Annotated in this window: 20 protein-coding genes; 19 read left to right on the top strand and 1 reads right to left on the bottom strand. The window is 63.0% G+C overall.

Translation table 11 applies throughout. The features are described 5' to 3' along the window. The first annotated feature begins 412 nt into the window (after positions 1-412). From mraZ to murB, 12 genes are read left to right on the top strand one after another with little or no spacing between them, the layout of a single operon-like run. A complete protein-coding gene (gene mraZ, locus AMK05_RS15120; protein WP_064839704.1) occupies positions 413-850 on the top strand; it encodes a division/cell wall cluster transcriptional repressor MraZ in 438 nt (145 codons plus the stop codon). 17 nt (positions 851-867) lie between these two features. Then, entirely contained in the window at positions 868-1893 is a 1026-nt protein-coding gene (rsmH, locus tag AMK05_RS15115; RefSeq protein ID WP_064839702.1) for a 16S rRNA (cytosine(1402)-N(4))-methyltransferase RsmH, read from the top strand. A 1-nt stretch (position 1894) separates the two neighbouring features. After that, on the top strand, positions 1895-2440 hold the full coding sequence (gene ftsL, locus AMK05_RS15110; RefSeq protein ID WP_064839700.1) for a cell division protein FtsL: 546 nt from the start codon (positions 1895-1897) through the stop codon (positions 2438-2440). Then, a complete protein-coding gene (locus AMK05_RS15105) occupies positions 2440-4200 on the top strand; it encodes a peptidoglycan D,D-transpeptidase FtsI family protein (RefSeq protein ID WP_049733644.1) in 1761 nt (586 codons plus the stop codon). Before ftsL ends, AMK05_RS15105 begins: the two co-directional genes overlap by 1 nt. A gap of 6 nt (positions 4201-4206) precedes the next feature. After that, positions 4207-5727, top strand: coding sequence for a UDP-N-acetylmuramoyl-L-alanyl-D-glutamate--2,6-diaminopimelate ligase (locus tag AMK05_RS15100; RefSeq protein WP_064839698.1), 1521 nt, complete (start codon positions 4207-4209; stop codon positions 5725-5727). Further along, a complete protein-coding gene (locus AMK05_RS15095) occupies positions 5724-7163 on the top strand; it encodes a UDP-N-acetylmuramoylalanyl-D-glutamyl-2,6-diaminopimelate--D-alanyl-D-alanine ligase (protein WP_064839695.1) in 1440 nt (479 codons plus the stop codon). The genes AMK05_RS15100 and AMK05_RS15095 overlap by 4 nt, the downstream gene beginning before the upstream one ends. A 22-nt stretch (positions 7164-7185) precedes the next feature. Continuing rightward, a complete protein-coding gene (mraY, locus tag AMK05_RS15090; protein WP_003593357.1) occupies positions 7186-8286 on the top strand; it encodes a phospho-N-acetylmuramoyl-pentapeptide-transferase in 1101 nt (366 codons plus the stop codon). Positions 8287-8293: 7 nt separating this feature from the next. Continuing rightward, entirely contained in the window at positions 8294-9706 is a 1413-nt protein-coding gene (gene murD / locus AMK05_RS15085) for a UDP-N-acetylmuramoyl-L-alanine--D-glutamate ligase (RefSeq protein ID WP_064839693.1), read from the top strand. Between the two features lies 1 nt (position 9707). Next, positions 9708-10862 carry a putative lipid II flippase FtsW gene (ftsW, locus tag AMK05_RS15080; RefSeq protein WP_049733640.1) on the top strand — a complete coding sequence of 385 codons (1155 nt, stop codon included), beginning with the start codon at positions 9708-9710 and terminating at the stop codon, positions 10860-10862. Between the two features lie 6 nt (positions 10863-10868). Next, positions 10869-11993 (top strand): undecaprenyldiphospho-muramoylpentapeptide beta-N-acetylglucosaminyltransferase, encoded by a 1125-nt coding sequence (murG, locus tag AMK05_RS15075; protein WP_064839691.1) that lies wholly within the window; start codon positions 10869-10871, stop codon positions 11991-11993. Beyond that, entirely contained in the window at positions 11990-13405 is a 1416-nt protein-coding gene (murC, locus tag AMK05_RS15070) for a UDP-N-acetylmuramate--L-alanine ligase (protein ID WP_064839689.1), read from the top strand. The genes murG and murC overlap by 4 nt, the downstream gene beginning before the upstream one ends. Next, a complete protein-coding gene (murB, locus tag AMK05_RS15065; RefSeq protein ID WP_064839687.1) occupies positions 13402-14376 on the top strand; it encodes a UDP-N-acetylmuramate dehydrogenase in 975 nt (324 codons plus the stop codon). Before murC ends, murB begins: the two co-directional genes overlap by 4 nt. A gap of 3 nt (positions 14377-14379) precedes the next feature. On the opposite strand, the gene AMK05_RS15060 is transcribed toward murB, so the two are convergent. After that, positions 14380-15309, bottom strand: a complete 930-nt coding sequence (locus tag AMK05_RS15060) for a UDP-glucose 4-epimerase family protein (RefSeq protein ID WP_064839685.1) — start codon at positions 15307-15309, stop codon at positions 14380-14382. Positions 15310-15724: 415 nt separating this feature from the next. Between AMK05_RS15060 and AMK05_RS15055 the strand changes: the two genes are divergently transcribed. The 7 genes from AMK05_RS15055 (at position 15725) to recN (ending at position 24682) form a co-directional block, all read left to right on the top strand. Next, positions 15725-16651 carry a D-alanine--D-alanine ligase gene (locus AMK05_RS15055; RefSeq protein ID WP_064839684.1) on the top strand — a complete coding sequence of 309 codons (927 nt, stop codon included), beginning with the start codon at positions 15725-15727 and terminating at the stop codon, positions 16649-16651. Next, positions 16639-17571 (top strand): cell division protein FtsQ/DivIB, encoded by a 933-nt coding sequence (locus AMK05_RS15050; protein ID WP_064839681.1) that lies wholly within the window; start codon positions 16639-16641, stop codon positions 17569-17571. Before AMK05_RS15055 ends, AMK05_RS15050 begins: the two co-directional genes overlap by 13 nt. Then, on the top strand, positions 17568-18899 hold the full coding sequence (gene ftsA, locus AMK05_RS15045) for a cell division protein FtsA (RefSeq protein ID WP_003565034.1): 1332 nt from the start codon (positions 17568-17570) through the stop codon (positions 18897-18899). The genes AMK05_RS15050 and ftsA overlap by 4 nt, the downstream gene beginning before the upstream one ends. Positions 18900-18954: 55 nt before the next feature. Continuing rightward, positions 18955-20670 (top strand): cell division protein FtsZ, encoded by a 1716-nt coding sequence (gene ftsZ / locus AMK05_RS15040; protein ID WP_064839679.1) that lies wholly within the window; start codon positions 18955-18957, stop codon positions 20668-20670. Between the two features lie 262 nt (positions 20671-20932). Further along, positions 20933-21889, top strand: a complete 957-nt coding sequence (lpxC, locus tag AMK05_RS15035) for a UDP-3-O-acyl-N-acetylglucosamine deacetylase (protein ID WP_064839677.1) — start codon at positions 20933-20935, stop codon at positions 21887-21889. A 244-nt stretch (positions 21890-22133) separates the two neighbouring features. Further along, entirely contained in the window at positions 22134-23003 is an 870-nt protein-coding gene (locus AMK05_RS15030; RefSeq protein WP_171899790.1) for an outer membrane protein assembly factor BamD, read from the top strand. A 5-nt stretch (positions 23004-23008) separates the two neighbouring features. Beyond that, positions 23009-24682 carry a DNA repair protein RecN gene (gene recN / locus AMK05_RS15025; RefSeq protein ID WP_064839673.1) on the top strand — a complete coding sequence of 558 codons (1674 nt, stop codon included), beginning with the start codon at positions 23009-23011 and terminating at the stop codon, positions 24680-24682. The last annotated feature ends 30 nt before the right edge of the window (positions 24683-24712 follow it).

Raw genomic sequence — 24712 nt, 5'->3', positions numbered from 1 at the left:
CGACCAAGCCCCGATGTCAGCGATCACTTCCAGCTAAGTCACTGAAATCGAAAGTTTTCAAGTGAATGCTCATGCATTCCGCCTGTTGAAAATTCTTTTTCCAAAAGCAGCGCGGCCGCCATCGCGAGATGGGCGATCCTAACCCTTTGTTAAACTTAACGGCTTATAAATTTTTGATCATGCGTCTATTGCAAAATGGGCGTATCCCATTGACGCCCATATGGTCCCATGCTATCCCAAATGCGCACTGCACCAGGGCAATCACCTGCCCATTCATCGCAAAGCAAAGGCGTCTTCCTCTCCGGAAGCGTCGGAGGGGTCTTTACTCATCCGGCTTGCGAAGCTGTGCCTGATATCGGGAGTTTCGGGCGTCTTTTGGTCCGGATCCCTGCGGGAACGGATGTTTCGTGTGATGAGCCGCTTCCTTTCGAATGCGACCAACAGGATCGATGCCAAGGGCAGGGTTTCCGTGCCTTCGGCGTTTCGTTCCGTGCTGGCGCAGCGCAATGTTTTGGAACTCTATTGCTTCCAGGACTTTGTGTTTCCGGCGATCAGCGTCGGCGGTCCGGATCTTCTCGAAAGATTCGAACGGCAGATCGCTGCGGAGGATCCGTTTTCGCCGGATGCGAACGAGATGTCGCTTCTCATTCACGGGGGCGGGGTCTTCATGAAGCTCGACGCCGAGGGGCGGTTGATGGTCACGGATTTCATTCGCGGCTTTACCGGCATCTCGGACGAAGTGACTTTCGTCGGTCGGGCGGATCATTTTCAGCTTTGGCAGCCGCAGGCTTTTGTGGCTGCGCAGGCGCAGGCACGAGGGGAGCGCAAGCTGGCGGGCAAGCGTTCCTGAAAGAACGAGGGAACGGAATGGTGGCGAATCCTGGCGGAGGTTCAACTGATGCCGGTGGCGGACCGGTTCGTCACATTCCTGTTCTTCTTGATGAAGTGCTTTCGGCGCTGGCGCCCGCGCCTGGTAAGCTCATCCTCGACGGTACATTCGGTGCGGGCGGTTACAGCTCGGCCATCCTTGCAGCCGGCGCCGAGGTGATCGCGCTCGACCGCGATCCGACGGCGATTGCGGCGGGCCAGGCAATGGTTGCTGCCCATGCTGGCCGTCTCAAGCTTGTTCATTCACAATTCTCGCATCTTGCCGATCATGCGCCGCAAGGCGGGCTTGACGGCGTCGTGCTCGATATCGGCGTGTCCTCCATGCAGATCGATGAGGCCGAGCGCGGTTTCTCGTTCCAGAAGAAGGGGCCGCTCGACATGCGTATGTCGGCCGCAGGTGTCTCGGCCGCCGATGTCGTCAACCGCGCCAAGGTCGCCGATCTCATCCGCATCTTCCATTTTCTCGGCGAGGAAAGCCAGGCGCCGCGCATCGCGCATGCGATCGAGAAACGCCGCGAGGAAAAGCCGTTCGAGACGACACGCGATCTTGCCGGTCTCATCGAGCTGGTCACTCCGCGCAAGATGAAGGACAAGATCCATCCGGCAACACGGGTGTTTCAGGCCTTGCGCATCTTCGTCAACGACGAACTCGGCGAACTCGCCCAGGCGCTGTTTGCCGCTGAGGCAGCGCTGAAGCCGGGCGGCCGGCTGGTCGTCGTCACTTTTCATTCGCTCGAAGACCGCATCGTCAAGAAATTCTTCTCCGACCGCGCCGGCAAGGCGTCGGGGTCGCGGCATCTGCCGGTTGCGCATGAACGGGCGGCAACATTCGCGCCGATCGGCAAGCCGATGGTTTCGGCAAGCGAAGCGGAAGCGGAGGCAAACCCGCGCGCCCGCTCCGCCAAACTGCGCGCCGGCCTGAGGACGGAGGCCGCCGCCGAAGCTGCGGATATGTCGCTCTTCGGATTTCCCAATCTCGCCAGTCTCGGAAAGCTTGGAGGTTGATATGCTGAAAACGTTCGATCTCGTGCTCATCGGCGTCATGACGGCCACCGCCGCCGTCACCTACACGATCAAGCATCGCGCCGAATTGAAGCTCGAGGAGGTTCATCGCCTCGAGGCCGAGATCAAGCTCGAGGAGGATACGATCGACCTTCTCAAGGCCGACTGGGCGCTGCAATCGCAGCCGAACCGGCTGGAACGGCTGGTGAAAGCCTATGATGACGAGTTGCAGCTGCAGCCGACGCAATCGACGGCGCTGGTGCATGCCAAGGAATTGCCGATGTTGAAATCCGAGGTTCCCGTGCCTGACGTGACCGAGGCTAAGGCCAGCGCCAAAGGCGCGACCGAGGCCAGCGCCAAAGGCGCGACCGAGGCCAGCGCCAAAGGCGCGACCGCAGGCGGCGCTAAAGGCGCGACCGCAGGCGGCGCTAAAGGCGCGGCCCTGGCCGGTGCGACCGTCACGACGAAGGCGCAGCCCGTTCCAAAACCCGCGCCGCGCGCCGCGGAGGAGGATGAAGCAGACGAGATCGAAACGGGGTCGGTAGAATAATGTCGTTTCTTTCCCGCATCATGGTCTTGAAGAGCCAGGCGCATTTCTCCGCCGGCGTCTATAACCGGTTCGGCGGTCCGTCCCCCGCCGGCCTGGCGATCGAGGGCTCCCGCAAGAAGAAATCAGGGCAGGCAAAAAGCCGCGTCGGCCTGCTGATCCTCGGCTTCATGGGCGTCTACGTCATTATCGGCGGCCGTCTCGTCGAATATGCGATGAAGGATCAGGAGGTCGTCTCCAGCATCCTGCCGCCCGATCGGCTGATGGCCTCGCGCCCCGACATTCTCGACCGCAACGGCGAAGTGCTGGCGACCGACATCCGCACCGTCTCGCTGTTTGCCGAACCCAACAAGATCGTCGATGCCGACGAGGCGGTCGAAAAGCTTGCCACTGTTCTGCCTGAGCTCGACGTCCGGGATACCTATAAGAAGCTTTCGGTCAAAACCTCGCATTTCGCCTGGCTGCGCCGGCAGTTGACACCGAAGCAGCAGAGCCAGATCCTGGCGCTCGGCATTCCCGGCATCGGCTTCCGGCCGGAGAAGCGCCGCTTCTATCCGGGCGGTTCGACCGCCGCGCATATCCTCGGTTATGTCAACATCGACAACCGCGGCGTCGCCGGCATGGAGAAATATATCGACGACCAGGGGCTAGCCGACCTCGCCTCGGTCGGCATGACCAGCGATCAGCCGCTTGAGCCGGTGCGGCTTTCGATCGACCTGCGTGTGCAGAACATCGTCCGGGACGCGGTCGTCAACGCCGTCAACAATTTCCAGTCTAAGGGGGCGGGTGCTGCCGTCATCGACGTGCATACCGGGGAAGTGCTGGCCATGGCCTCGGCGCCGGATTTCGATCCGAACGATCCGCAGGAAGGGGCCAAGGAGGGTTGGCTCAACCGGATGACCAACGGCACTTTCGAAATGGGATCGACCTTCAAGACTTTTTCGCTGGCGATGGCGCTTGACACCGGCAAGGTGAAGATGACCGACACATTCGATGCCAGCAAATCGATCTATATCGGTGGCTTCACCATCCACGATTTCCACGGGCAGCGCCGCTGGCTGACCGTGCCTGAGATTTTCCAGTATTCTTCGAATATCGGCACGGCGCGCGTCATCGACATCGTCGGCATCGACGCGCAGAAGGACTATCTGACCAAGTTCGGCCTGCTGACCAAGATGCAGACCGAACTGCCCGAGGTGAAGATGCCGAGCCAGCCGCGGGTCTGGAAGAAGATCAATTCGATCACGATTTCCTTCGGCCACGGGGTCTCGACGACGGCACTGCAGACAGGGGTGGCGGCTGCCGCTCTCGTCAACGGCGGCAAGCTGATCGAACCGACATTCCTGCCGCGCAGCCGCGAACAGGCCGACGAGATCGCCACGCAGGTCATTAAAAAGACGACCAGCGATGAAATCCGCTACCTGCTCGATTTCAACGGGTACAAGGGATCGGGCCGCGTCGCCCGCGTGCCGGGCTTTGCCGTCGGCAGCAAGACCGGTACGGCCGACAAGGTGGTGAACGGCCGCTATTCGGCGACCCTGAACTTCAATTCCTTTATTGCCGCATTCCCGATCAACGATCCAAGATATGCGGTGATCACCTTCTGCGACGAGCCGAAAACCGGCGAGAAGCAATATGGTGGAACGATCTCGGCCGGTACCGCAGGCCCGATCGCCCGCGAGATCATCAGCCGTGCGGCTCCCATTCTCGGTATCGAGCCGAAATTCGGGGAGGGCGGATCGGCCTTGCTGGTGTCTTATTGAGTGTGAATGAATATCGGCGCCGATTCGCGAGGGGTGGACCGGCTTCAAGAGAGAAAAGTGCATTCGATGAAATTGCGAGACCTTGCCGGAGATCAGTTTCCGGAAATTGAAGCACAGCTCGAAGGCCCGGCAGGCCTGCTTGATATTTCAGGCCTGTCTTCGGACAGCCGACACGTGGCGCCGGGTTATGCCTTCGTCGCGGTCGCCGGCACCAAGGCGGACGGCGCGGGCTTCATCGCCGATGCGGCCGGCCGGGGGGCTGCCGTCGCGATCGCTTCCCAGGCCGTCGAGGCTTCCATCCCGGTGCTTGCGGTCAAGGAGCCGCGCCGTTTCCTTTCCATCGCCGCTTCGCGTTTCTTCGGCAGACAGCCCGAGACCATGGTCGCCGTCACCGGCACCGCGGGCAAGACCTCGGTGGCTTCGTTCACCCGGCAGATCTGGGCGCATGCGGGGCATGCGGCGGCGATGATCGGCACAACAGGTGTCGTCTCGCCGACACGCAACGACTACGGTTCGCTGACGACGCCCGATCCGGTATCGCTGCACAAGCTGCTCGCCGACCTTGCCGGCGAAGGTGTCACGCATGCGGCGATGGAGGCTTCCAGCCACGGCCTCGACCAAAGCCGGCTCGACGGCGTCAAGCTAGCCGCGGCCGCCTTTACCAATCTCGGCCGCGACCATATGGATTATCATCCGACGGTCGAGGCCTACATGGCCGCCAAGATGCGGCTTTTCGAACTGCTGCTGCGGAAGGGCTCGCCGGCGGTGATCTTCGCAGACGATCCGTGGTCGGCGCAGGCGATCAAGGCCGCCGCCGATGCCGGTCATGATGTGCGCACCGTCGGGCGCAAGGGCGATTACCTCGCCTTGAAACGTGTCGAGCACTTCCGCCACAAGCAGACCGCCGAGATCCATATCGGCGGCGAGATTTTCGAGGTGGACATTCCGCTGGCCGGCGATTTCCAGGTCGCCAACGCGCTTGTTGCAGCAGGGCTTGCCATGTCGACCGGCGTCGAGCCGAAGGTGGCGATGGCCGCACTCGAGAAGCTCGTCGGCGCGTCCGGCCGTCTCGAACTGGTCGGCCATACGAAAGACGGCGCGCTCGCTTATGTCGACTACGCCCATAAGCCGGATGCGCTGGAAAATGTGCTGGGCTCGGTCAGACCCTTCACCACCGGCCGCGTCGTCGTCGTCTTCGGCTGCGGCGGCGACCGCGATCGCGGCAAACGGCCGATCATGGGCGAAATCGCCTGCCGGCTTGCCGACGTCGTCATCGTCACCGACGATAATCCGCGCTCGGAGGAGCCGGCCTCGATCCGGGCGGAGATCATGGCGGCAGCATCCGGCGCCTCGGAAATCGCCGATCGCGCCACCGCGATCCGCGAGGCGGTTGGTATGTTGCGATCCGGCGATACGCTGATCGTCGCCGGCAAGGGGCATGAGGAAGGGCAGACGATCGGCAGCGTGACCCTGCCGTTCTCCGATCATGCGGAGGTGCGCAAGGCCTTGGAGGAACTGCAATCTTGAGCTGGCTCTGGACGACCGAAGACATGATCGCAGCAATGGCGGGGCGCCCCTTCGGCACTCTGCCTGAAGGCATCACCGGCATTTCCATCGACAGCCGCTCGATTGCTCAAGGCGAAGCCTTCTTCGCGATTAAGGGCGACCGTGTCGACGGTCACGACTACGCATCGATGGCGGTGGCGAACGGCGCCTCCCTTCTCGTCGTCAGTGAGGCGAGGCTTCCGGCCATGGGCCGCCTGACGGTGCCGATGATCGTCGTGGAGGATGTGCTCGCGGCACTCGGCCGGCTCGGCCTTGCCTCGCGCGAGCGCTCCAAGGCCCGGATCATCGCGGTGACGGGATCCGTGGGAAAGACGACCACCAAGGAAATGCTGCGGCATGTGCTGTCGCCCTCCGGCAAGGTGCATGCCTCCGTCGCCTCCTTCAACAATCATTGGGGCGTACCGCTGACGCTGGCGCGCATGCCTGACGATACGGATTACGGTGTCTTCGAAGTCGGCATGAATCATCCCGGCGAGATCCGCCCGCTGGTCGAGATGATCCGTCCCGACGTCGCCATCATCACGACGATCGCACCGGCGCATCTCGGCAATTTCAAGAACATCAAGGAGATCGCTGCCGCCAAAGCGGAGATCTTCGAGGGGCTCGAGCCGGGCGGCCATGTGGTGCTTAACCGCGACAACGACCAGTTCAATTTCCTCGACCGCACGGCTCAGTCGCTCGGTATCGAGCATATCCATTCCTTCGGCCAGCATGCCAAGGCCGAATTCCGGCTGGCGGAATTCAATGGCGCGGACGAGAATTCGACGCTTTGGCTGACGATCGGCGGCGAGACGCTGGAGGTCGCGATCGGCGCGCCCGGCCGCCATATCGCCGAAAATGCGCTCGCTGCGCTCGGGGTCGTCAGGATTGTCGGCGCCGACATGGAGAAGGCGATCGCTGCGCTGGCGACGCTGAAGCCGGAAAAGGGCAGGGGCAAGCGCCACCGGCTTTCGATCGGGAGCGGCAGCGGCAGCTTTACGCTGATCGACGAAAGCTACAATGCCAATCCGGCCTCGATGCGGGCGGCGATCGCGCTGCTGGCGGCCTCGGAGCCGGCCGGGCGCGGACGCCGTATCGCCGTGCTCGGCGACATGCTTGAGATGGGCGAGTATGCGCAGAAGGTTCATACCGATCTCGCCGTGCCGCTGCTTGCCGCCGGCATCGAACATGTCTGGCTCGCAGGCGCAGAGATGGCTGCGCTGAAGGAATCATTGCCGGAAAGCGTCCATGTCGAATATCGCGAGAACACCGGCGAATTGACGGATTATGTATTGAACTCGGTCGCTCCGGGCGACGTGTTGATGGTGAAATCGTCTCTGGGCATCGGTTTCGGCAAGATCGTCGCCGCGCTCCTTGACAAGTTCCCGCCATTTTCCGACACGCAACGCGAACTTTGATCGGGTAAACAAGGGGCCCTGAATGCTGATCTGGCTTGTCGAACTGTCGGAATATTTCAAATTTCTGAACCTGTTCAGATATATTACCTTCCGTACAGGCGCTGCTCTGTTCACCTCGGCCCTGATCGTCTTCCTGTTCGGGCCGACCATCATCAATTCGCTGCGCATCCGGCAGGGCAAAGGCCAGCCGATCCGCGCCGACGGGCCGCAGACGCATTTCAAGAAGGCCGGCACGCCGACCATGGGCGGGCTGATGATCCTGGCCGGCATCGTCGGCGCGTCGCTGCTCTGGGCCGATCTTTCCAACGTCTATGTGGTCGCCACGCTGCTGGTGACGCTCGGCTTCGGCGCGATCGGCTTCTACGACGACTATCTCAAGGTGACGAAGCAGAGCCATATGGGCTTTTCCGGCAAGGCGCGTCTCGGGATCGAGTTCGTCATCGCCGGCATCGCCGTCTATTTCATGATGCGCACTGCCCTCGCCTCGGGCGTTGCCGGTTCGACCTTCGGCTCGTCGATCGCCTTTCCCTTCTTCAAGGACTTCATGATCAATATCGGCATCATGTTCGTCGTCTTCGGCGGCTTCGTCATCGTCGGCGCCGGCAATGCCGTCAACCTGACCGACGGCCTCGACGGGCTTGCCATCGTGCCTGTCATGATTGCGGCGGCCTCCTTCGGCGTCATCGCCTATCTCGCCGGCAATGTGGTGTTTGCGAACTACCTGCAGATCAATTTCGTGCCCGGCACCGGCGAGCTCGCCGTCGTCCTCGGCGCCGTCATCGGCGCCGGTCTCGGCTTTCTCTGGTTCAACGCGCCGCCGGCCGCCATCTTCATGGGCGATACCGGGTCGCTTGCGCTTGGCGGCACGATCGGCACCGTTGCCGTCGCCACCAAGCATGAGATCGTCATGGCGATCATCGGCGGCCTCTTCGTCATGGAGACGCTCTCGGTCATCATCCAGGTCGGCTTCTTCAAGATGACCGGCCGCCGCGTCTTCCTGATGGCGCCGATCCATCATCACTTCGAGAAGAAGGGCTGGACCGAGAGCCAGGTGGTGATCCGTTTCTGGATCATCGCCGTCGGCCTTGCCATGCTCGGCCTTTCGACGCTGAAGCTGCGGTGAGGCGGCGATGATCCCGGTCACGACGCTCAAGGACAGGAAGGTCGCGCTCTTCGGGCTCGGCGGCTCGGGCCTTGCCACCGCCCGGGCGCTGGTTTCAGGCGGCGCCGAGGTGACCGCCTGGGACGACAATCCCGACAGCGTCGCCAAGGCTTCAGCCGAAGGCATCCGGACGGAGGACCTGCACACCATCGACTGGAGCCAGCAGGCGCTGTTCGTGCTATCACCAGGCGTGCCGTTGACCCATCCGAAGCCGCACTGGACCGTCGATCTTGCGCGGGCCGCCGGCGTCGACATTGTCGGCGACGTCGAACTCTTCGTGCGCGAGCGCCGCGCCCATGCGCCGGATTGCCCGTTCATCGCCATCACCGGCACCAACGGCAAGTCGACGACGACGGCGCTGATTGCCCATATCCTGAAATCCGCGGGCTACGATACGCAGCTCGGCGGCAATATCGGCACTGCGGTTCTGACGCTCGATCCGCCGAAGGCCGGGCGCTATTACGTCGTCGAATGCTCCTCCTACCAGATCGACCTGGCGCCGACGCTGAACCCGTCCGCCGGTATTCTGCTCAACCTGACGCCCGATCATCTCGACCGTCACGGCACCATGCAGCATTATGCCGATGTCAAGGAACGACTGGTCGCCGGCAGCGATGTCGCGATCATCGGCGTCGACGACAGCCATTCGGCGCTGATTGCCGACCGCGTCGAGCGGGCGGATGTCAAGGTGGTGCGCATTTCGCGCCGCAGCGTTGTGGCATCGGGCATTTATGCCGAGGGCACCAGGCTCATTCAGGCCGGAGGCGGCGCCATGCTGCCCTTCGCCGATCTCGACGGCATCCAGACGCTGCGCGGCGGCCATAATGCGCAGAACGCCGCCGCAGCCGTTGCCGCCTGCCTTGCCGTCGGCGTTTCCGCCGACGACATTCGCGCCGGTCTTGCCTCGTTCCCCGGCCTCAAGCACCGCATGCAGCCGGTGGGGCAGCGTGGCCGCGTCGTCTTCGTCAATGATTCCAAGGCGACCAATGCCGATGCTGCGGCTCCGGCTCTTTCGAGCTATGATCGCATCTACTGGATTGCCGGCGGGCTGCCGAAATCAGGCGGCATCACGACGCTCGCTCCCTATTTTCCGCGCATCGCCAAGGCCTATCTGATCGGTGAGGCGGCGGCGGAATTCGCAGCGACGCTCGGCGAGGCTGTACCTTACGAGATCTCGGGCACGCTGGAGCGCGCGGTCGTGCATGCGGCGGCCGATGCCGAGCGCGACGAGGCCGCCGCTTCGGCCGTGATGTTATCCCCGGCTTGCGCAAGCTTCGATCAGTATAAGAATTTCGAAGTCAGGGGTGAGGCCTTCGTCGGACACGTGGCGGCGCTTGACGGGATCGCGATGCTGATCGGTTCGGCAACAGGAGAGAAATGACATGGTAAGCCGCGCGGAACGTGGGCCTCTGGCCGATTGGTTCTGGACCATCGACCGCTTCTTCCTGGCAATGTTCATCTTCCTGATGGGCATCGGTTTCATGCTATCCTTTGCGGCATCTCCGGCCGTTGCCGAGCGCATCGGGCTCGAGCCTTTCCACTTCGTCAAGCGCCATGCGGCCTTCATGATCCCTTCGATCTCCGTCATGCTCGGGCTGTCGTTCCTGACGCCACGGCAGGTGCGGCGAACGGCGATCCTGCTGCTGATCGTCTCGCTCGCCATGATGGTGCTGGTGCTGTTCGTCGGCCAGGAGGTCAAGGGCGGCAGGCGCTGGATCTGGATCGCCGGCCTTTCGATCCAGCCCTCGGAATTCATGAAGCCCGCCTTCGTCGTGGTTTGCGCCTGGCTGTTTGCCGAACATGCCCGCCAGCCTGAAATTCCCGGCAATCTCTTCGCCATTATCCTGTTTGCCATCGTCGCCGCTCTGCTCGTCGCGCAGCCCGACCTCGGCCAGACCATCCTGACGACTGCCGTCTGGGGCGGGATGTTCTTCATGGCCGGCATGCCATGGATATGGATCATGCTGCTCGGCATCGGCGGCGCCGGCGGCCTGCTCAGCGCCTATTACGTCTTCCCGCACGTGGCCTTGCGCATAGACAAGTTCATGACCGGCGAGGGCGACACCTTCCAGATCGACACCGCGCGTGAGGCGATCATCCGCGGCAGCTGGTTCGGCCAGGGACCGGGCGAGGGCATCGTCAAGCGCATCATCCCGGATGCGCATACCGACTTCATATTCTCGGTCGCGGCCGAGGAGTTCGGCATCGTCTTCTGCATGGCGCTGGTGGCGCTGTTTACCGTGCTGGTGCTGCGCGGCCTCTCGCATGCCTACCGCGAGCGCAACGACTTCAATCGCTTCGCCGTTGCCGGCCTGGTGCTGCAGATGGGCATCCAGTCGATCATCAATATCGGCGTCAATCTCGAGCTGCTGCCGGCAAAGGGCATGACGCTGCCGCTGATTTCCTACGGCGGCTCATCGATGGTGGCGATCTGCGTCACCGCCGGCTTCATTCTGGCGCTGACGCGCCATCGACCGGAAAAACGCGCGCAGGACCGGAGTCTTTTCCGCGTCCCGCACGGCATGCCGGCGGAGTAAAAGGCAATGGGCAAAGGCATCGTGCTGCTTGCCGCCGGGGGTACCGGCGGCCATGTGTTCCCGGCGGAGGCGCTGGCCTTCAAGCTGAAGGAGCGCGGCTACTCGGTGCATCTCGTCACCGACAGCCGGGCCGAGCGCTATGCCGGCAAATTTCCGGCCGAGGCGATCCATGTCGTGCCGTCGGCGACGATCGGCTCGAAGAACCCGGCCGCCGTCGCCCGTTCGCTGTGGACGCTCTGGAGCGGCATGCGGGCGGCGAAGAAACTGATCCAGCGGCTGAAGCCCGTCATCGTCGTCGGTTTCGGCGGTTATCCGACGGTGCCGCCGCTGCTTGCCGCCACGAGGCTCGGCGTGCCCGCGATGATCCACGAGCAGAATGCCGTCATGGGCCGCGCCAACAAGGCCCTGGCGACCCGCGTGCAGGGTATCGCCGGCGGTTTCCTGCCGGAGGGGGGCGGCGCCTTCCCGGACAAGACGGTGACGACGGGCAATCCGGTCCGCCCGGCGATCATCGCCGCCGCCGAGGTGCCTTACACGCCCTCGCATCCCGGCGAAGCCTTCAACCTTGTCGTCTTCGGCGGCAGCCAGGGCGCGCAATATTTCTCCAAGGCGCTGCCGACGGCGATCAGCCTGCTCGACGATGCGCTGCGCCTGCGGCTGCGCATCACCCAGCAGGTGCGCCCCGAGGATATGGAGATGGTCGGCGGTTGCATCGCCAAGCTGGAGATGGGGGCGGATATCGCGCCCTTCTTCACCGACATGGCCGAGAGGTTGGCGAAAGCCCACCTTGTCATCTGCCGCTCGGGCGCCTCGACGGTTTCGGAGATCTCGGTCATCGGCCGGCCGGCGGTTCTGGTGCCTTACCCGCACGCGCTCGATCATGACCAGGCGGCGAATGCGGCAGCGCTCGCCGCGACCGGCGGGGCTAAGGTGATCGCCCAGTCGGAGCTGTCGCCGGAGAAGATCGCGGCGATCCTGGCGGCTGTCATGAACGATCCGGAAAAGCTTTCGCACATGGCAGCGGCGGCAAAGCTCGCCGGAAAACCCGATGCCGCGAACTTGCTTGCCGACATGGTTGAGGCTATTGCCGCCGGACGGACAATTGCGGAATTGAAGAGGACACGCGCATGAAACTGCCGAAGGCGATCGGTCTCGTTCATTTCATCGGCATCGGCGGCATCGGCATGAGCGGCATTGCCGAAGTGCTGCACAATCTCGGCCACAAAGTGCAGGGATCCGACCAGGCCGACAGCGCCAATGTCCAGCGCCTGCGCGACAAGGGCATCGAAGTGTTCGTCGGCCACCGGGCCGAGAACCTGGGTGATGCCGAAGTCGTCGTCGTCTCGACGGCGATCAAGAAGAGCAACCCGGAACTGATCGCCGCCCGCGAAAAGCTGCTGCCGGTGGTGCGCCGCGCCGAAATGCTTGCCGAGCTGATGCGCTTCCGCAATGCGATCGCTATCGGCGGCACGCATGGCAAGACGACGACCACTTCGCTGGTCGCCACCCTGCTCGAAGCCGGCGGGCTCGATCCGACCGTCATCAACGGCGGCATCATCAACGCCTACGGCACCAATGCCCGCATGGGCGAGGGCGAGTGGATGGTGGTCGAGGCCGACGAATCGGACGGCACCTTCCTGAAGCTTCCCGCCGATGTCGCCGTCATCACCAATATCGATCCGGAGCATCTCGACCATTACGGCAATTTCGATGCCGTGCGCGCCGCCTTCCGGCAGTTCGTCGAGAACGTGCCGTTCTACGGCTTCGGCGTCATGTGCCTCGACCATCCCGAGGTGCAGTCGTTGGTTGGCCGCATCGAGGACCGCAAGATCATCACCTATGGCGAGAACCCGCAGGCCGACGTGCGGTTCACCAATGTGCGCATCGACGGCACGCGCTCGATCTTCGACGTCGAAATCCGCCGCCGCCGCACCGGCCAGGTGATCGAGCTCAAGGGGCTGGTCATGCCGATGCCCGGACGGCATAATATTTCCAACGCGACGGCGGCGATCGCCGTTGCCAACCGGCTCGGCATATCGAGCGCTGACATCGCCAAGGGGCTTGCCTCCTTCGGCGGCGTCAAGCGCCGTTTCACGCTGACCGGCGAATGGAACGGGGTGCAGATCTTCGACGATTACGGCCACCATCCGGTGGAGATCAAGGCGGTGCTGCGCGCGGCCCGCGAATCCTGCAAGGGGCGGGTGATCGCAGTCCACCAGCCGCATCGCTATAGCCGCCTGGCAAGCCTGTTCGAGGAATTCGCCGCCTGCTTCAACGATGCCGACAGCATTTTCCTGGCGCCGGTCTATGCGGCGGGCGAAGATCCGATCGCGGGTATCGATTCCGTGTCGCTGGTCTCGCGGATAAAATCCGGCGGCCATCGCGACGCTCGCTTCCTCTCCTCCGCCGAGCTTCTGCCGCAGATGGTTGCGGAGGTTGCAAAGCCGGGCGATTTCGTGGTTCTGTTGGGGGCTGGGAGCATCACATCCTGGGCAGCCGCGCTGCCCAAGCAATTGGAAGGCCTATCGGGAAAGTCCGTATGAAACAGGTGAATGGGGAAAAGCTGCTCGCGTCTCTCGGAGACGGTGTAAAGGATATCCGCGGTCGCATCACGCCGGATGCCCCCATGGACCGCGTCACCTGGTTCAGGGCAGGCGGTCTCGCCGAGCTGATGTTCCAGCCGCATGACATCGACGATCTTGTCGCCTTCCTGAAAATATTGCCGGAAGAGGTGCCGCTGACGGTGATCGGCGTCGGCTCCAACATCCTGGTGCGCGACGGCGGCATTCCCGGCGTCGTGCTGCGCCTGTCGGCCAAGGGCTTCGGTTTTGTCGAGCTTGCGGGCGAAAATCGTATTTTGGCCGGCACCATCTGCCCCGACAAACATGTGGCGGCGATGGCGATGGATAACGGCATCGGCGGCTTCCATTTCTTCTACGGTATTCCAGGCAGCATCGGCGGCGCGGCGCGCATGAATGCCGGGGCCAACGGCGTCGAAACGCGCGAGCGGCTGATCGAGGTCAACGCGGTCGACCGCAAGGGCAACAAGCACGTGCTGTCCAATGCCGAAATGGGTTATTCCTATCGCCATTCGACGGCCTCCAGCGAGCTGATCTTCACCTCCGTCCTGTTCGAGGGCTATCCGGAAGAGCGTGCCCAGATCCGAGCCGAGATGGACGCCGTGCGCAATCACCGCGAGACGGTGCAGCCGGTGCGCGAAAAGACCGGCGGATCGACCTTCAAGAATCCTCAGGGCCATTCGGCCTGGAAACTGATCGACGAGGCAGGCTGCCGCGGTCTCGTCATCGGCGGAGCGCAGATGTCGTCGCTTCACTGCAACTTCATGATCAACATGGGGCAGGCGACCGGCTACGATCTCGAATATCTCGGCGAACAGGTGCGCCGCGAGGTTTTCGAGAAAGAGGGCATCAAGCTCGAATGGGAAATCAAGCGCCTCGGCGTCTTCATGCCCGGCCGCGAAGTGCGCCCATTCCACGGCGTCACCAGCGAATAGCTTTTACGTCGCGGCGAGCTTCAGACCTTCGCGTGGCGTGACGATCGGCGACCAGCCGAGCACGTTGCGGGCGTGGGATATATCGACCTGCAGCGAACCGCAAAGACGCTGGTAGACGGCGTCTTTCCCCGTCAATCTCGCCCCCAGCTGCAGCAAGGCGGGGGGGAAGGGGAGCAGCATCGGCTTGACGCCCAACCCTGCCGCAATGCCTTCGATGAGCCCAGGAGTGGAGAGGTCTTCTCCGTCGCCTGCGAGAAAGGTCTGGCCGGCCGCATCCGGATGCGTCATGGCCGTGACGATCAGATCGACGAGATTTGGAAGCGCAACCAGTGTCCGGTGGTTCTTCAGGGACGCGAAGGGGAGCGGTACCTTCTTCCTGACAAGCCCGACGAGCAGGGCGAAGTTGCCCCTGGCGCCAGGCCCATAGACGAGCGGTGGCCGAATGACAACGACTTCTATGCCGGTTCGGGCGGCGATTTCATGCAGGCCGATTTCGCTTTCCAGCTTCGAAACGCCGTAGGGATCCAGCGGCATCGGCGTATCGTCGTGGCGGAAGGGCCGGTCGTTCTCTTCCCCGTTGACTTTGATGCTGCTGATGAACACGAGCCTTTTTACCCCGGCGCGTGCGGCATGCTCGGCGAGGTTCAGCGTGGCGGCGGTGTTGATCCGGCGGAATTCCGTCAGGGGATCGGCTGCGCGGTCGTTCATGATATGGACGCGGGCGGCGAGATGGACGACGACATCAACACCGTCGAGAGCGGCCGCCCAATCCGTTTCGCCGGTTATGTCAATGGGGAAATGCCGCATAGCTGCCGGAAAGCCGGCGGCTGCGGATCGCGTCGTCACCTGAAGCTCCCACAGCCGCTCGCCCTGCAGTCTTTCGACAAGAGGCCCACCGACAAAGCCGGCCGCGCCGGTAATGAAGCATCGCATGATCTGCTCCCGCTTTCTCTTGAGTGCTCCGGTTAGCCGGAAGTGCCGACCGCATCAATAAAAAAGCCACGCTGGTGGCCGTCACGGCTGTCCCAGGACAGCAGTCTCCCTCGCATGGAAGTTCATCGACGACGCCGACTGACTGCAAGACTTGAGATTATCTCGTTGAGCCCGCATGGTTTTTCAACGCTGGATCTTTCCGTTGTGATCGATCGGCCGAGAAGCGAAGCTCGGAAAATTGAAGTCGGCAGCAGGGACAAATGCCGCGCTGGGCAAGATGAAGTTAACGAAAGTAAACACTTCATTAACCATAATGATGCTCTAATGCATGCGGGTCGGACAAAGGCCTGAAACGGCGCCGAAAGCTTCGCGCAAGCGTCGATTTCGAGAATGAAAGTTATTTTTGGGGGTGTTGATGAGTCGCAAGCATGTCGCTGTCCTGATGGGCGGATTTTCCTCGGAAAGGCCTGTCAGCCTTTCCTCGGGAAAGGCTTGCGCAGAAGCTCTCGAAGCGGAAGGCTTCGACGTGACGCGTATCGACGTGGCGCGCGATGTTTCCGAAAAGCTTGCGGCGCTGAAGCCCGATGTGGTCTTCAATGCGCTGCATGGCCCGTTCGGCGAGGACGGCACCATTCAGGGCATTCTCGAATATCTCGAGATCCCCTATACCCATTCGGGCGTGCTTGCCTCGGCGCTGGCGATGGATAAGGACAAGGCCAAGCTTGTCGCTGCCGCGGCCGGCATTCCGGTCGCCGAATCGCAGGTGGTCAACCGTTTCGCTTTTCCCTCGACGCATCCGATGAAGCCGCCCTATGTGGTGAAGCCTGTCCGGGAGGGGTCGAGCTTCGGTGTCGTGATCGTCACGGAAGATCAGGCGCATCCGCCCCAGGTGGTCAGTTCGTCCGAGTGGCGCTACGGCGAAGAAGTGCTGGTCGAGCGCTATGTCCATGGTCGCGAACTCACCTGCGGCGTCATGGGCGAGACGGCGCTCGGCGTCACCGAGGTGGTGCCGCAGGGACACAATTTTTATGATTACGATTCCAAGTATGCGGCGGGCGGTTCAAAACACGTCATCCCGGCGAAAATTTCACCGAATATTTACCAAAAAATACAAATATTGGCTCTAAGGGCGCATCAGGCAATCGGTTGTCGCGGCGTCAGTCGGTCCGACTTTCGTTACGACGATCGTTTCTCCGAAGACGGCGAAATCATCTGGCTGGAAGTCAATACCCAGCCAGGCATGACTCCAACCTCGCTTGTGCCCGAAATGGCCGGCCATGCCGGCTATTCCTTTGGTGAGTTTCTCCGGTGGATGGTGGAGGACGCGTCTTGTTTGCGTTGACGGTCAAGAGGATAGGGCGCCCCAGCCATCATGCCGTGCTTCCGGTCATGGAAGCCGAGGAGCGATTCGTGCTGCCGCGTCCGCTGCGCCGTGTCACCCGTTTCCTGATCAGCCTCGGCAGTGGCCGCATCTACATTCCGGCCCATACGGGCACCATTTCGGCGGTCGCATTCCTGGCTGCGACCGGGCTTTACGGCATGTCGCTCGGCGGCCACACCGAAGCCGTCGCGCAGGCGACGACGACGGCGGCGGGTTTTGCGATCGAAGATGTGAAGGTCTCCGGCAATTCGGAGACGTCCGAAATCGAAATCCTGCAACTGATCGGCCTCGACGGCACGACCTCGCTGGTCGCCCTCGACGTCGATGCGGCGCGCCGGAAGATCGCGCATCTGCCCTGGGTCGAAAATGTCGAAGTCCGCAAGATCTATCCGAAGACGATCGAGGTGAAGCTCAAAGAGCGTCAGGCCTATGCGATCTGGCAGCACGGGCAGGAGCTTTCGCTGATCGAGAAGAACGGCAGCGTCATTGCGCCGCTGCGCGACAACAAGTTTTCGGCGCTGCCGCTGGTCGTCGGCCGCGATGCCGAAACGGCGGCGGCGTCGCTCGACGAGGCCTTCTCGAAGTGGCCCGACGTGAAGGCCCGCGTAAAGGCCTATGTCTGGATATCGGGCCGTCGCTGGGACCTGCACATGGATAACGGCGTCGTCGTCAAGCTGCCGGAAGAGGGTATCGACCAGGCGCTGGCGACGCTTTCGAAGTTCGACAAGGAGCATCAGCTCCTGGAGCGCGACATTGCCGCGGTCGATCTCAGGCTGTCCGACAGAACCGCGATCCAGCTGACGCCGGAGGCCGCAGTGCGCCGGCAGACGGCTGTGACGGAGCGCACGAAAGAATTGAAGAAGACGGGGCAGAATATATGAGCTTGTTCGGTTCGTCCCATTTCGGATTGCCGCGCCTGAAGCCGCTTTCGTCGAAGCGGTCGCATGTCGTTTCGGTGCTCGACATCGGCTCGACCAAGGTCGTCTGCATGATCGGCCGGCTGACGCCGCGCGAGGAAAGCCAGATCCTGCCGGGCCGCACGCACAATATCGAGATCATCGGCATCGGCCACCAGAGGTCCCGCGGCATCAAGACCGGCGTGATCGCCGATCTCGACGCGCTGGAAGGCGTCATCCGACTCGCCGTCGACGCGGCGGAGCGCATGGCGGGGCTGACTGTCGAGAGCTTGATCGTCAATCTGACGGCCGGCCGTCTCGGCAGCGATATCTACACGGCGACGATCGATCTCGGCGGCCAGGAAGTCGAACTCAACGATTTGAAGAAGGTGCTGTCGGCCGCCTGCCAGCAGTCGCTGCGCCAGGACCGTTCGGTGCTGCATTCGCTGGCGACCGGCTTTTCGCTCGACGGCGAGCGCGGCATCCGCGATCCGCTGGCAATGTACGGCGATGCGCTCGGCGTCGACATGCATGTCGTGACGGCGGAGCGCTCGGCACTGAAGAACCTTGAGCTCAGCGTCAACCGTGCGCACCTGTCGGTCGAAGGCATCGTTGCGACGCCCTATGCATCGGGCCTTGCGGCTCTCGTCGACGACGAGGTCGAGCTTGGCTGCGCGGCGATCGACATGGGCGGCGGCACGACGACGATCTCGGTCTTTGCCGAAGGCAAGCTCGTTCATACCGACGCCGTCGGCCTCGGCGGCCATCACGTGACCACCGATCTGGCGCGCGGCCTTTCGACCCGCATCGAGGATGCGGAGCGTTTGAAGGTCGTTCATGCCACGGCCCTTTCGAATTCTTCCGACGAGCGCGAGCTGATCTCGATCCCGCCGATCGGCGAGGACGATCGCGACCAGCCGTCACAGGTGCCGCGGGCGCTGGTTTCGCGCATCGTTTCGGCCCGAATCGAAGAGACGATGGAACTGATCCGCGACCGCATCCAGCGCTCCGGCTTCAGCCCGATCGTCGGCAAGCGCGTCGTCCTGACCGGCGGCGCAAGCCAGCTGACAGGCCTTGCCGATGTGGCGCGGCGCATCCTTGCCCGCAACGTCCGCATCGGCCGTCCGATGGGCGTCTCGGGACTGCCGACGGCGGCCAAAGGCCCGGCTTTTTCGACGGCTGTCGGGCTGATGATCTATCCGCAGGTCGCGGACATGGAGACACATGCGTCACAGAGCGGTCTGCTCATGTCGCTTGGAGGAAATAACAGCCGCATAGCCCGGATGGGCCAGTGGCTGAAGGAAAGCTTCTGAAATTGAGTGATTGGCCGGCGTGGCGATGCGGCCAGAGAGAGAAGGAACAGGTACCATGACCATCAAGCTGCAAAAGCCTGACATCACAGAGCTGAAGCCGCGCATCACCGTATTCGGCGTCGGCGGCGGTGGCGGCAACGCCGTCAATAACATGATCACCGCCGGTCTCCAGGGCGTCGACTTCGTCGTCGCCAACACGGATGCCCAGGCGCTGACCATGACGAAGGCCGAACGGGTCATCCAGCTCGGCGCCAACGTCACCGAAGGCCTCGGCGCAGGTTCGCAGCCGGAAGTCGGCCGCGCGGCCGCCGAAGAGTGCATCGACGAGATCATCGATCACCTGAACGGCACGCATATGTGCTTCGTCACCGCCGGCATGGGCGGCGGCACCGGCACGGGTGCAGCGCCCGTCGTCGCACAGGCCGCCCGCAACAAAGGCATCCTGACGGTCGGCGTCGTCACCAAGCCGTTCCATTTCGAAGGCGGGCGCCGCATGCGCCTGGCCGAGATGGGCATCCAGGAGCTGCAGAAGTCTGTCGATACGCTGATCGTCATTCCGAACCAGAACCTCTTCCGCATTGCCAACGACAAGACGACCTTCGCCGATGCCTTCGCGATGGCCGACCAGGTCCTCTATTCGGGCGTTGCCTGCATCACCGACCTGATGGTGAAGGAAGGTCTCATCAACCTCGACTTCGCCGACGTACGCTCGGTGATGCGCGAAATGGGCCGCGCGATGATGGGCACCGGCGAGGCTTCCGGCTCCGGCCGCGCGCTGCAGGCCGCCGAGGCTGCAATCGCCAACCCGCTGCTCGACGAGACCTCGATGAAGGGCGCCCAGGGCCTGCTGATCTCCATCACCGGCGGCCGCGACCTTACCCTCTTCGAAGTCGACGAAGCCGCGACCCGCATCCGCGAGGAAGTCGATCCCGACGCCAACATCATCCTCGGCGCCACCTTCGACGAATCGCTTGAAGGCATCATCCGCGTCTCGGTCGTCGCAACCGGCATCGATCGGGCGATCAGCGAAGCCGCCGAGCGCAACCTGCAGCCGGTCGCACGGCCTGCTATCCGTCCCTCCGCGGCTGTTGCTCCGGCAGCGGCCGCAGTTCAGCCTGCCCCCGTGATGCAGGCACCGAAGGCCGTGGATCCGATCGCGCAGACCATCCGTGAAGCCGAGATGGAACGCGAACTCGAATTCCCGGCCCCGCGTGCCAGCGCCCCGGTGCAGCAGCCGGTGGTACAGCAGGAAACCTTCCGTCCGCAGAGCAAGATCTTCGCGCCTGCACCGGAAGCTCCGGCAATGCGTCCGCAGGTTCAGCAGCAGGCTCCGGCGTCCGTCATGAGCCAGCCGGTCATGAGCCAGCCCGTCCAGCAGCAGCCGGTCCGGCAGGAGCCGATCATCCGCCAGGCGGCCGAACCGATGCGCATGCCGAAGGTCGAGGATTTCCCGCCGGTCGTCCAGGCCGAACTCGACCACCGCACGCAGCCGGCTTCGGCGCATGCAGTAGAAGAGCGCGGTCCGATGGGCCTGCTGAAGCGAATCACCAATTCGCTTGGCCGCCGCGACGACGAAGCCGTTGCCGCCGACATGACTGCGGCACCGCCGGCCGCTTCGCAGCAGCGCCGTCCGCTGTCGCCCGAGGCAAGCCTCTACGCACCGCGCCGCGGCAATCTCGACGACCAGGGCCGGGCGGTTCCGCAGGCCCGGATGATGCAGGAAGACGACCAGCTGGAAATCCCGGCATTCCTGCGTCGCCAGTCGAACTAAGCCGCTCACTCAGTACCGTTCATGCCCGGGATCAAGGTCCCGGGCATTGCTGTTTTTCGGCTGGTGATTCGCAAGCGATTTCAATCGCGTGACTTCGTAACAAAGCGAAAGAAACAGTGATTTGGATTGGAGCGCCGGCGCACGTAAGTATGATGTAAGGAAACTGCCCCAGGTGTCCTTTCGACGGGCTCCTTGTACAGAATGAAACGATGACCGCGCCGACTGGGCAGACTGCAGGCGCGGAAGAATAAAGGCAGAATTTATGGCAATTGGCTTGCTGGGTTTTCAAACGACGGTATCGCGTCCCGTGACGCTTTCGGGCATCGGCGTCCATTCGGGCGCGAATGTTTCGATCACGCTGAACCCGGCCGAATCGGATACCGGCGTCGTTTTCCAGCGCCTGCATGCCAATGGCGACATCACCGAACTGAAGGCCGTCTCCTCGCAGGTCGGCAATACCGACCTCTGCACCGTGCTTGGTTTCTCGCCGGCCCATTCGGTCGCGACGATCGAGCATGTCATGGCGGCGATCTATGCGCTCGGCCTCGATAATGTCGTGATCGAGGTGCAGGGCGCGGAAATGCCGATTATGGACGGCAGCTCGCTGCCCTTCGTCGAGGCGATCGAGCAGGTGGGCCTCGTCTCGCTCGGCGTCAAACGCCGCTATATCCGTATCACCAAGCCGGTGCGTATCGAGCATGGCGGCTCCTGGAGCGAATTCCGTCCTTATGACGGCACGCGCTTCGAAGTCGAGATCGATTTCGACTGCCCGCTGATCGGCCGGCAGAAATGGGCCGGTGACATGACCGCCGCCGTCTTCAAGGCCGAGCTTTCCCGTGCCCGCACCTTCGGCTTCATGCGCGATGTCGAGCGGCTCTGGGCCTCGGGCCATGCGCTTGGCTCCTCGCTCGAAAATTCCGTCGTCATCTCTGACGACAACACCGTCATCAACGTCGAAGGGCTGCGTTACGCCAAGGACGAATTCGTTCGCCACAAGACGCTCGATGCCGTCGGCGATCTGTCGCTTGCCGGCGCCCCGTTCATCGGCTGCTACCGTTCCTATCGCGGCGGTCACAAGATGAATGCCAATGCGCTGAAGGCGCTGCTCGCCGATCCCTCCGCCTATGAGGTTGTGGAGACGTCGACGCCACGCCAGCGCGTTGCCGCCCGCGAAATGATCGCGGTCAGCGCTTCGGAATTCGCTCCCTGGTCGGCATGACCTCCAGCACATTCTTAAGACCAGGCCGCCTCTTTCCCGGAGGCGGTTTTTTTATGTGCGCGGGGGCAGATGCTTTCCTGCCACAGGTCCGGGAAGAAGAGGAAAAGCCAGTCATTCCCCGGCTGCTGCCACAAAAATGCGTTAATGCCTTATCATTGCGTTGCTCTTGATGCACATTTATGGCTAGAAACGCCAGCGAGGCGTGGCTGCCGTGGAGCGAGCGGCGGCAGTGGGGTTCTTTCGAATGGGTTATGCAGGATCTGAAGGTATGATGAAGACAGCGCGTGCTTTGTTCGCATCGCTTCTGGTGCTCAGCGCAGGCGCCTCGATATCCGGTTGCCAGTCGGATCCCGATATCGACATCACCAAACTCGGCCTCGAAACCGATCCGCCTGACGTACTCTACACCCAGGGCCTTGCCAATATGAAGGCCGGCAACATGGCGGAAGCGGCGCGCAAGTTCGACGCGATCGACCGCGAGAACCCGTTCTCCGAATGGGCGCGCAAGGCGCTTGTGATGAGCACCTTCGTCAAATACCGCCAGGGCCGCCTCGACGATGCGCTTGCCTCAGGCAACCGCTATATGTCGCAATATCCGAAATCGCAGGATGCTGCCTATGTGCAGTATCTCATCGGTCTCACCTATTCCAAACAGATCGTCGACGTGACGCAGGACCAGCGCGCCTCGGCCAAGACGATCGAAGCGATGCAGGCGGTCATCGACAACTATCCGAACTCCGAATATGTCGACGACGCGCAGGCGAAGATCCGCTTTGCGCGCGACCAGCTCGCCGGCAAGGAAATGCAGATCGGCCGCTACTATATGGAGCGGAAGGAATATCTCGCCGCGATCTCGCGCTTCCGCATCGTCGTCGAGAAATATCCGAACACGAACCAGATCGAAGAGGCCCTGGCGCGTCTCGTCGAAGCTTATTATTCCATGGGTATCGTCGAAGAGGCGCAGACGGCGGCTGCCGTTCTCGGCCACAATTATCCCGACAGCCAGTGGTACGCCGATTCCTACAAGCTGCTGCAGAGCGGCGGTGCCGAGCCGCGTGAGAACAAGGGCTCGTGGATCGCTGCGGCAGGCAAGAAACTTCTTCTCGGTTCCTGAGGCCAATGCTGATCCAGCTTTCGATCCGCGATATCGTCCTGATCGAGCGGCTGGATCTTGCCTTCGAGACCGGCCTCTCCGTGCTGACGGGCGAAACCGGGGCGGGCAAATCCATACTGCTCGACAGCCTGTCGCTGGCGCTCGGTGGGCGTGGCGACGGCGGCCTGGTGCGCCACGGCGAGGACAAGGGCCAGGTGACGGCGGTGTTCGACGTCGGCATGGATCACGGCGCTCGCAAGCTGCTGCGTGAAAACGGCATCGATGATGAGGGCGACCTGATATTCCGCCGCCAGCAATCGGCGGACGGGCGCACCAAGGCCTATGTCAACGACCAGCCGGTCAGCGTGCAGCTGATGCGCCAGGCCGGCCAGCTGCTGGTCGAAATCCATGGCCAGCATGACGACCGCGCCCTTGTCGACACCAATGCCCACCGCACGCTACTGGATGCCTTCGCCGGTCTTACCGATGAGGTTTCGGAGGTTTCCCGGCTGTATCGCCTGTGGCGCGACAGCGAGCGGGCGCTGAAGAAGCACCGCGAGAAGGTGGAAGGCGCGGCGCGCGAAGCCGATTATCTTCGCTCCTCCGTCGAGGAGCTGGAGAAGCTCTCGCCGCAGGATGGTGAGGAGGACGAACTCGCGGACCGCCGGCAGAAGATGATGAAGGCCGAGCGGATCGCCGGCGATATTGCCGAGGCATCCGAGTTCCTGAACGGCAATGCCTCGCCGGTGCCGCATATCGCCTCGCTGGTGCGCCGGCTGGAGCGTAAGAGCCATGAGGCGCCCGGCCTGCTCGAAGACACCGTGACGCTGCTCGATGCCGCGCTCGACCAGCTTTCCAACGCCCAGATGGAAGTCGAGGCGGCGTTGCGCAAGACCGAATACGATCCGAGGGAATTGGAGCGGGTGGAGGAGCGGCTTTTCGCGCTCAGGGCCGCCTCGCGCAAATATTCCGTGCCCGTCACCGAGCTGCCGGCGCTTGCCGTCCGGATGATCGCCGATCTGGCCGACCTCGACGCGGGCGAGGAGAGGCTTGCCAGGCTCGAAGCCGAGGTCGGCCTAGCGCACGAGAATTACGATACCGCGGCGCGCTCGCTCTCCGACAAGCGCCATCACGCCGGCACCGCGCTGGCTGCCGCCGTCATGACGGAGCTGCCGGCGTTGAAGCTTGAACGCGCCCGGTTCATGGTCGAGATCACCACGGATGCGCGGGAGGCGCTTGCCGAAGGCATCGACGTCGTCGAGTTCCATGTCCAGACCAATCCGGGCACGCGGCCGGGATCGATCATGAAGGTCGCCTCCGGCGGCGAGCTGTCGCGTTTCCTGCTGGCGCTGAAGGTGGCGCTCGCCGATCGCGGATCGGCGCCTACACTCGTCTTCGACGAAATCGACACTGGCGTCGGCGGGGCGGTGGCCGATGCGATCGGCCAGCGGCTGAAGCGGCTGTCGGAGCGGGTGCAGGTGCTGTCGGTCACGCATGCCCCGCAGGTCGCCGCAAGGGCGGCGACGCACCTCCTGATCTCCAAGGGGCCGGCGGCCGAGGGATCTGAAAAGATCGCCACGCGCGTGGCGACGATGGCGCAGACGGACCGCACCGAAGAAATCGCCCGGATGCTGGCCGGGGCTTCGGTGACCGAAGAGGCGAGGGCGGCCGCGAAGCGGCTGCTGGCCGGCAACGGCTGATCGCCAGACCGGCCGCCGTGACAGGCATTC

The organism is Rhizobium sp. N324 (assembly GCF_001664485.1).
Taxonomy (GTDB): Bacteria; Pseudomonadota; Alphaproteobacteria; order Rhizobiales; family Rhizobiaceae; genus Rhizobium.
This window is presented reverse-complemented; position numbering and strand designations above follow the sequence as displayed.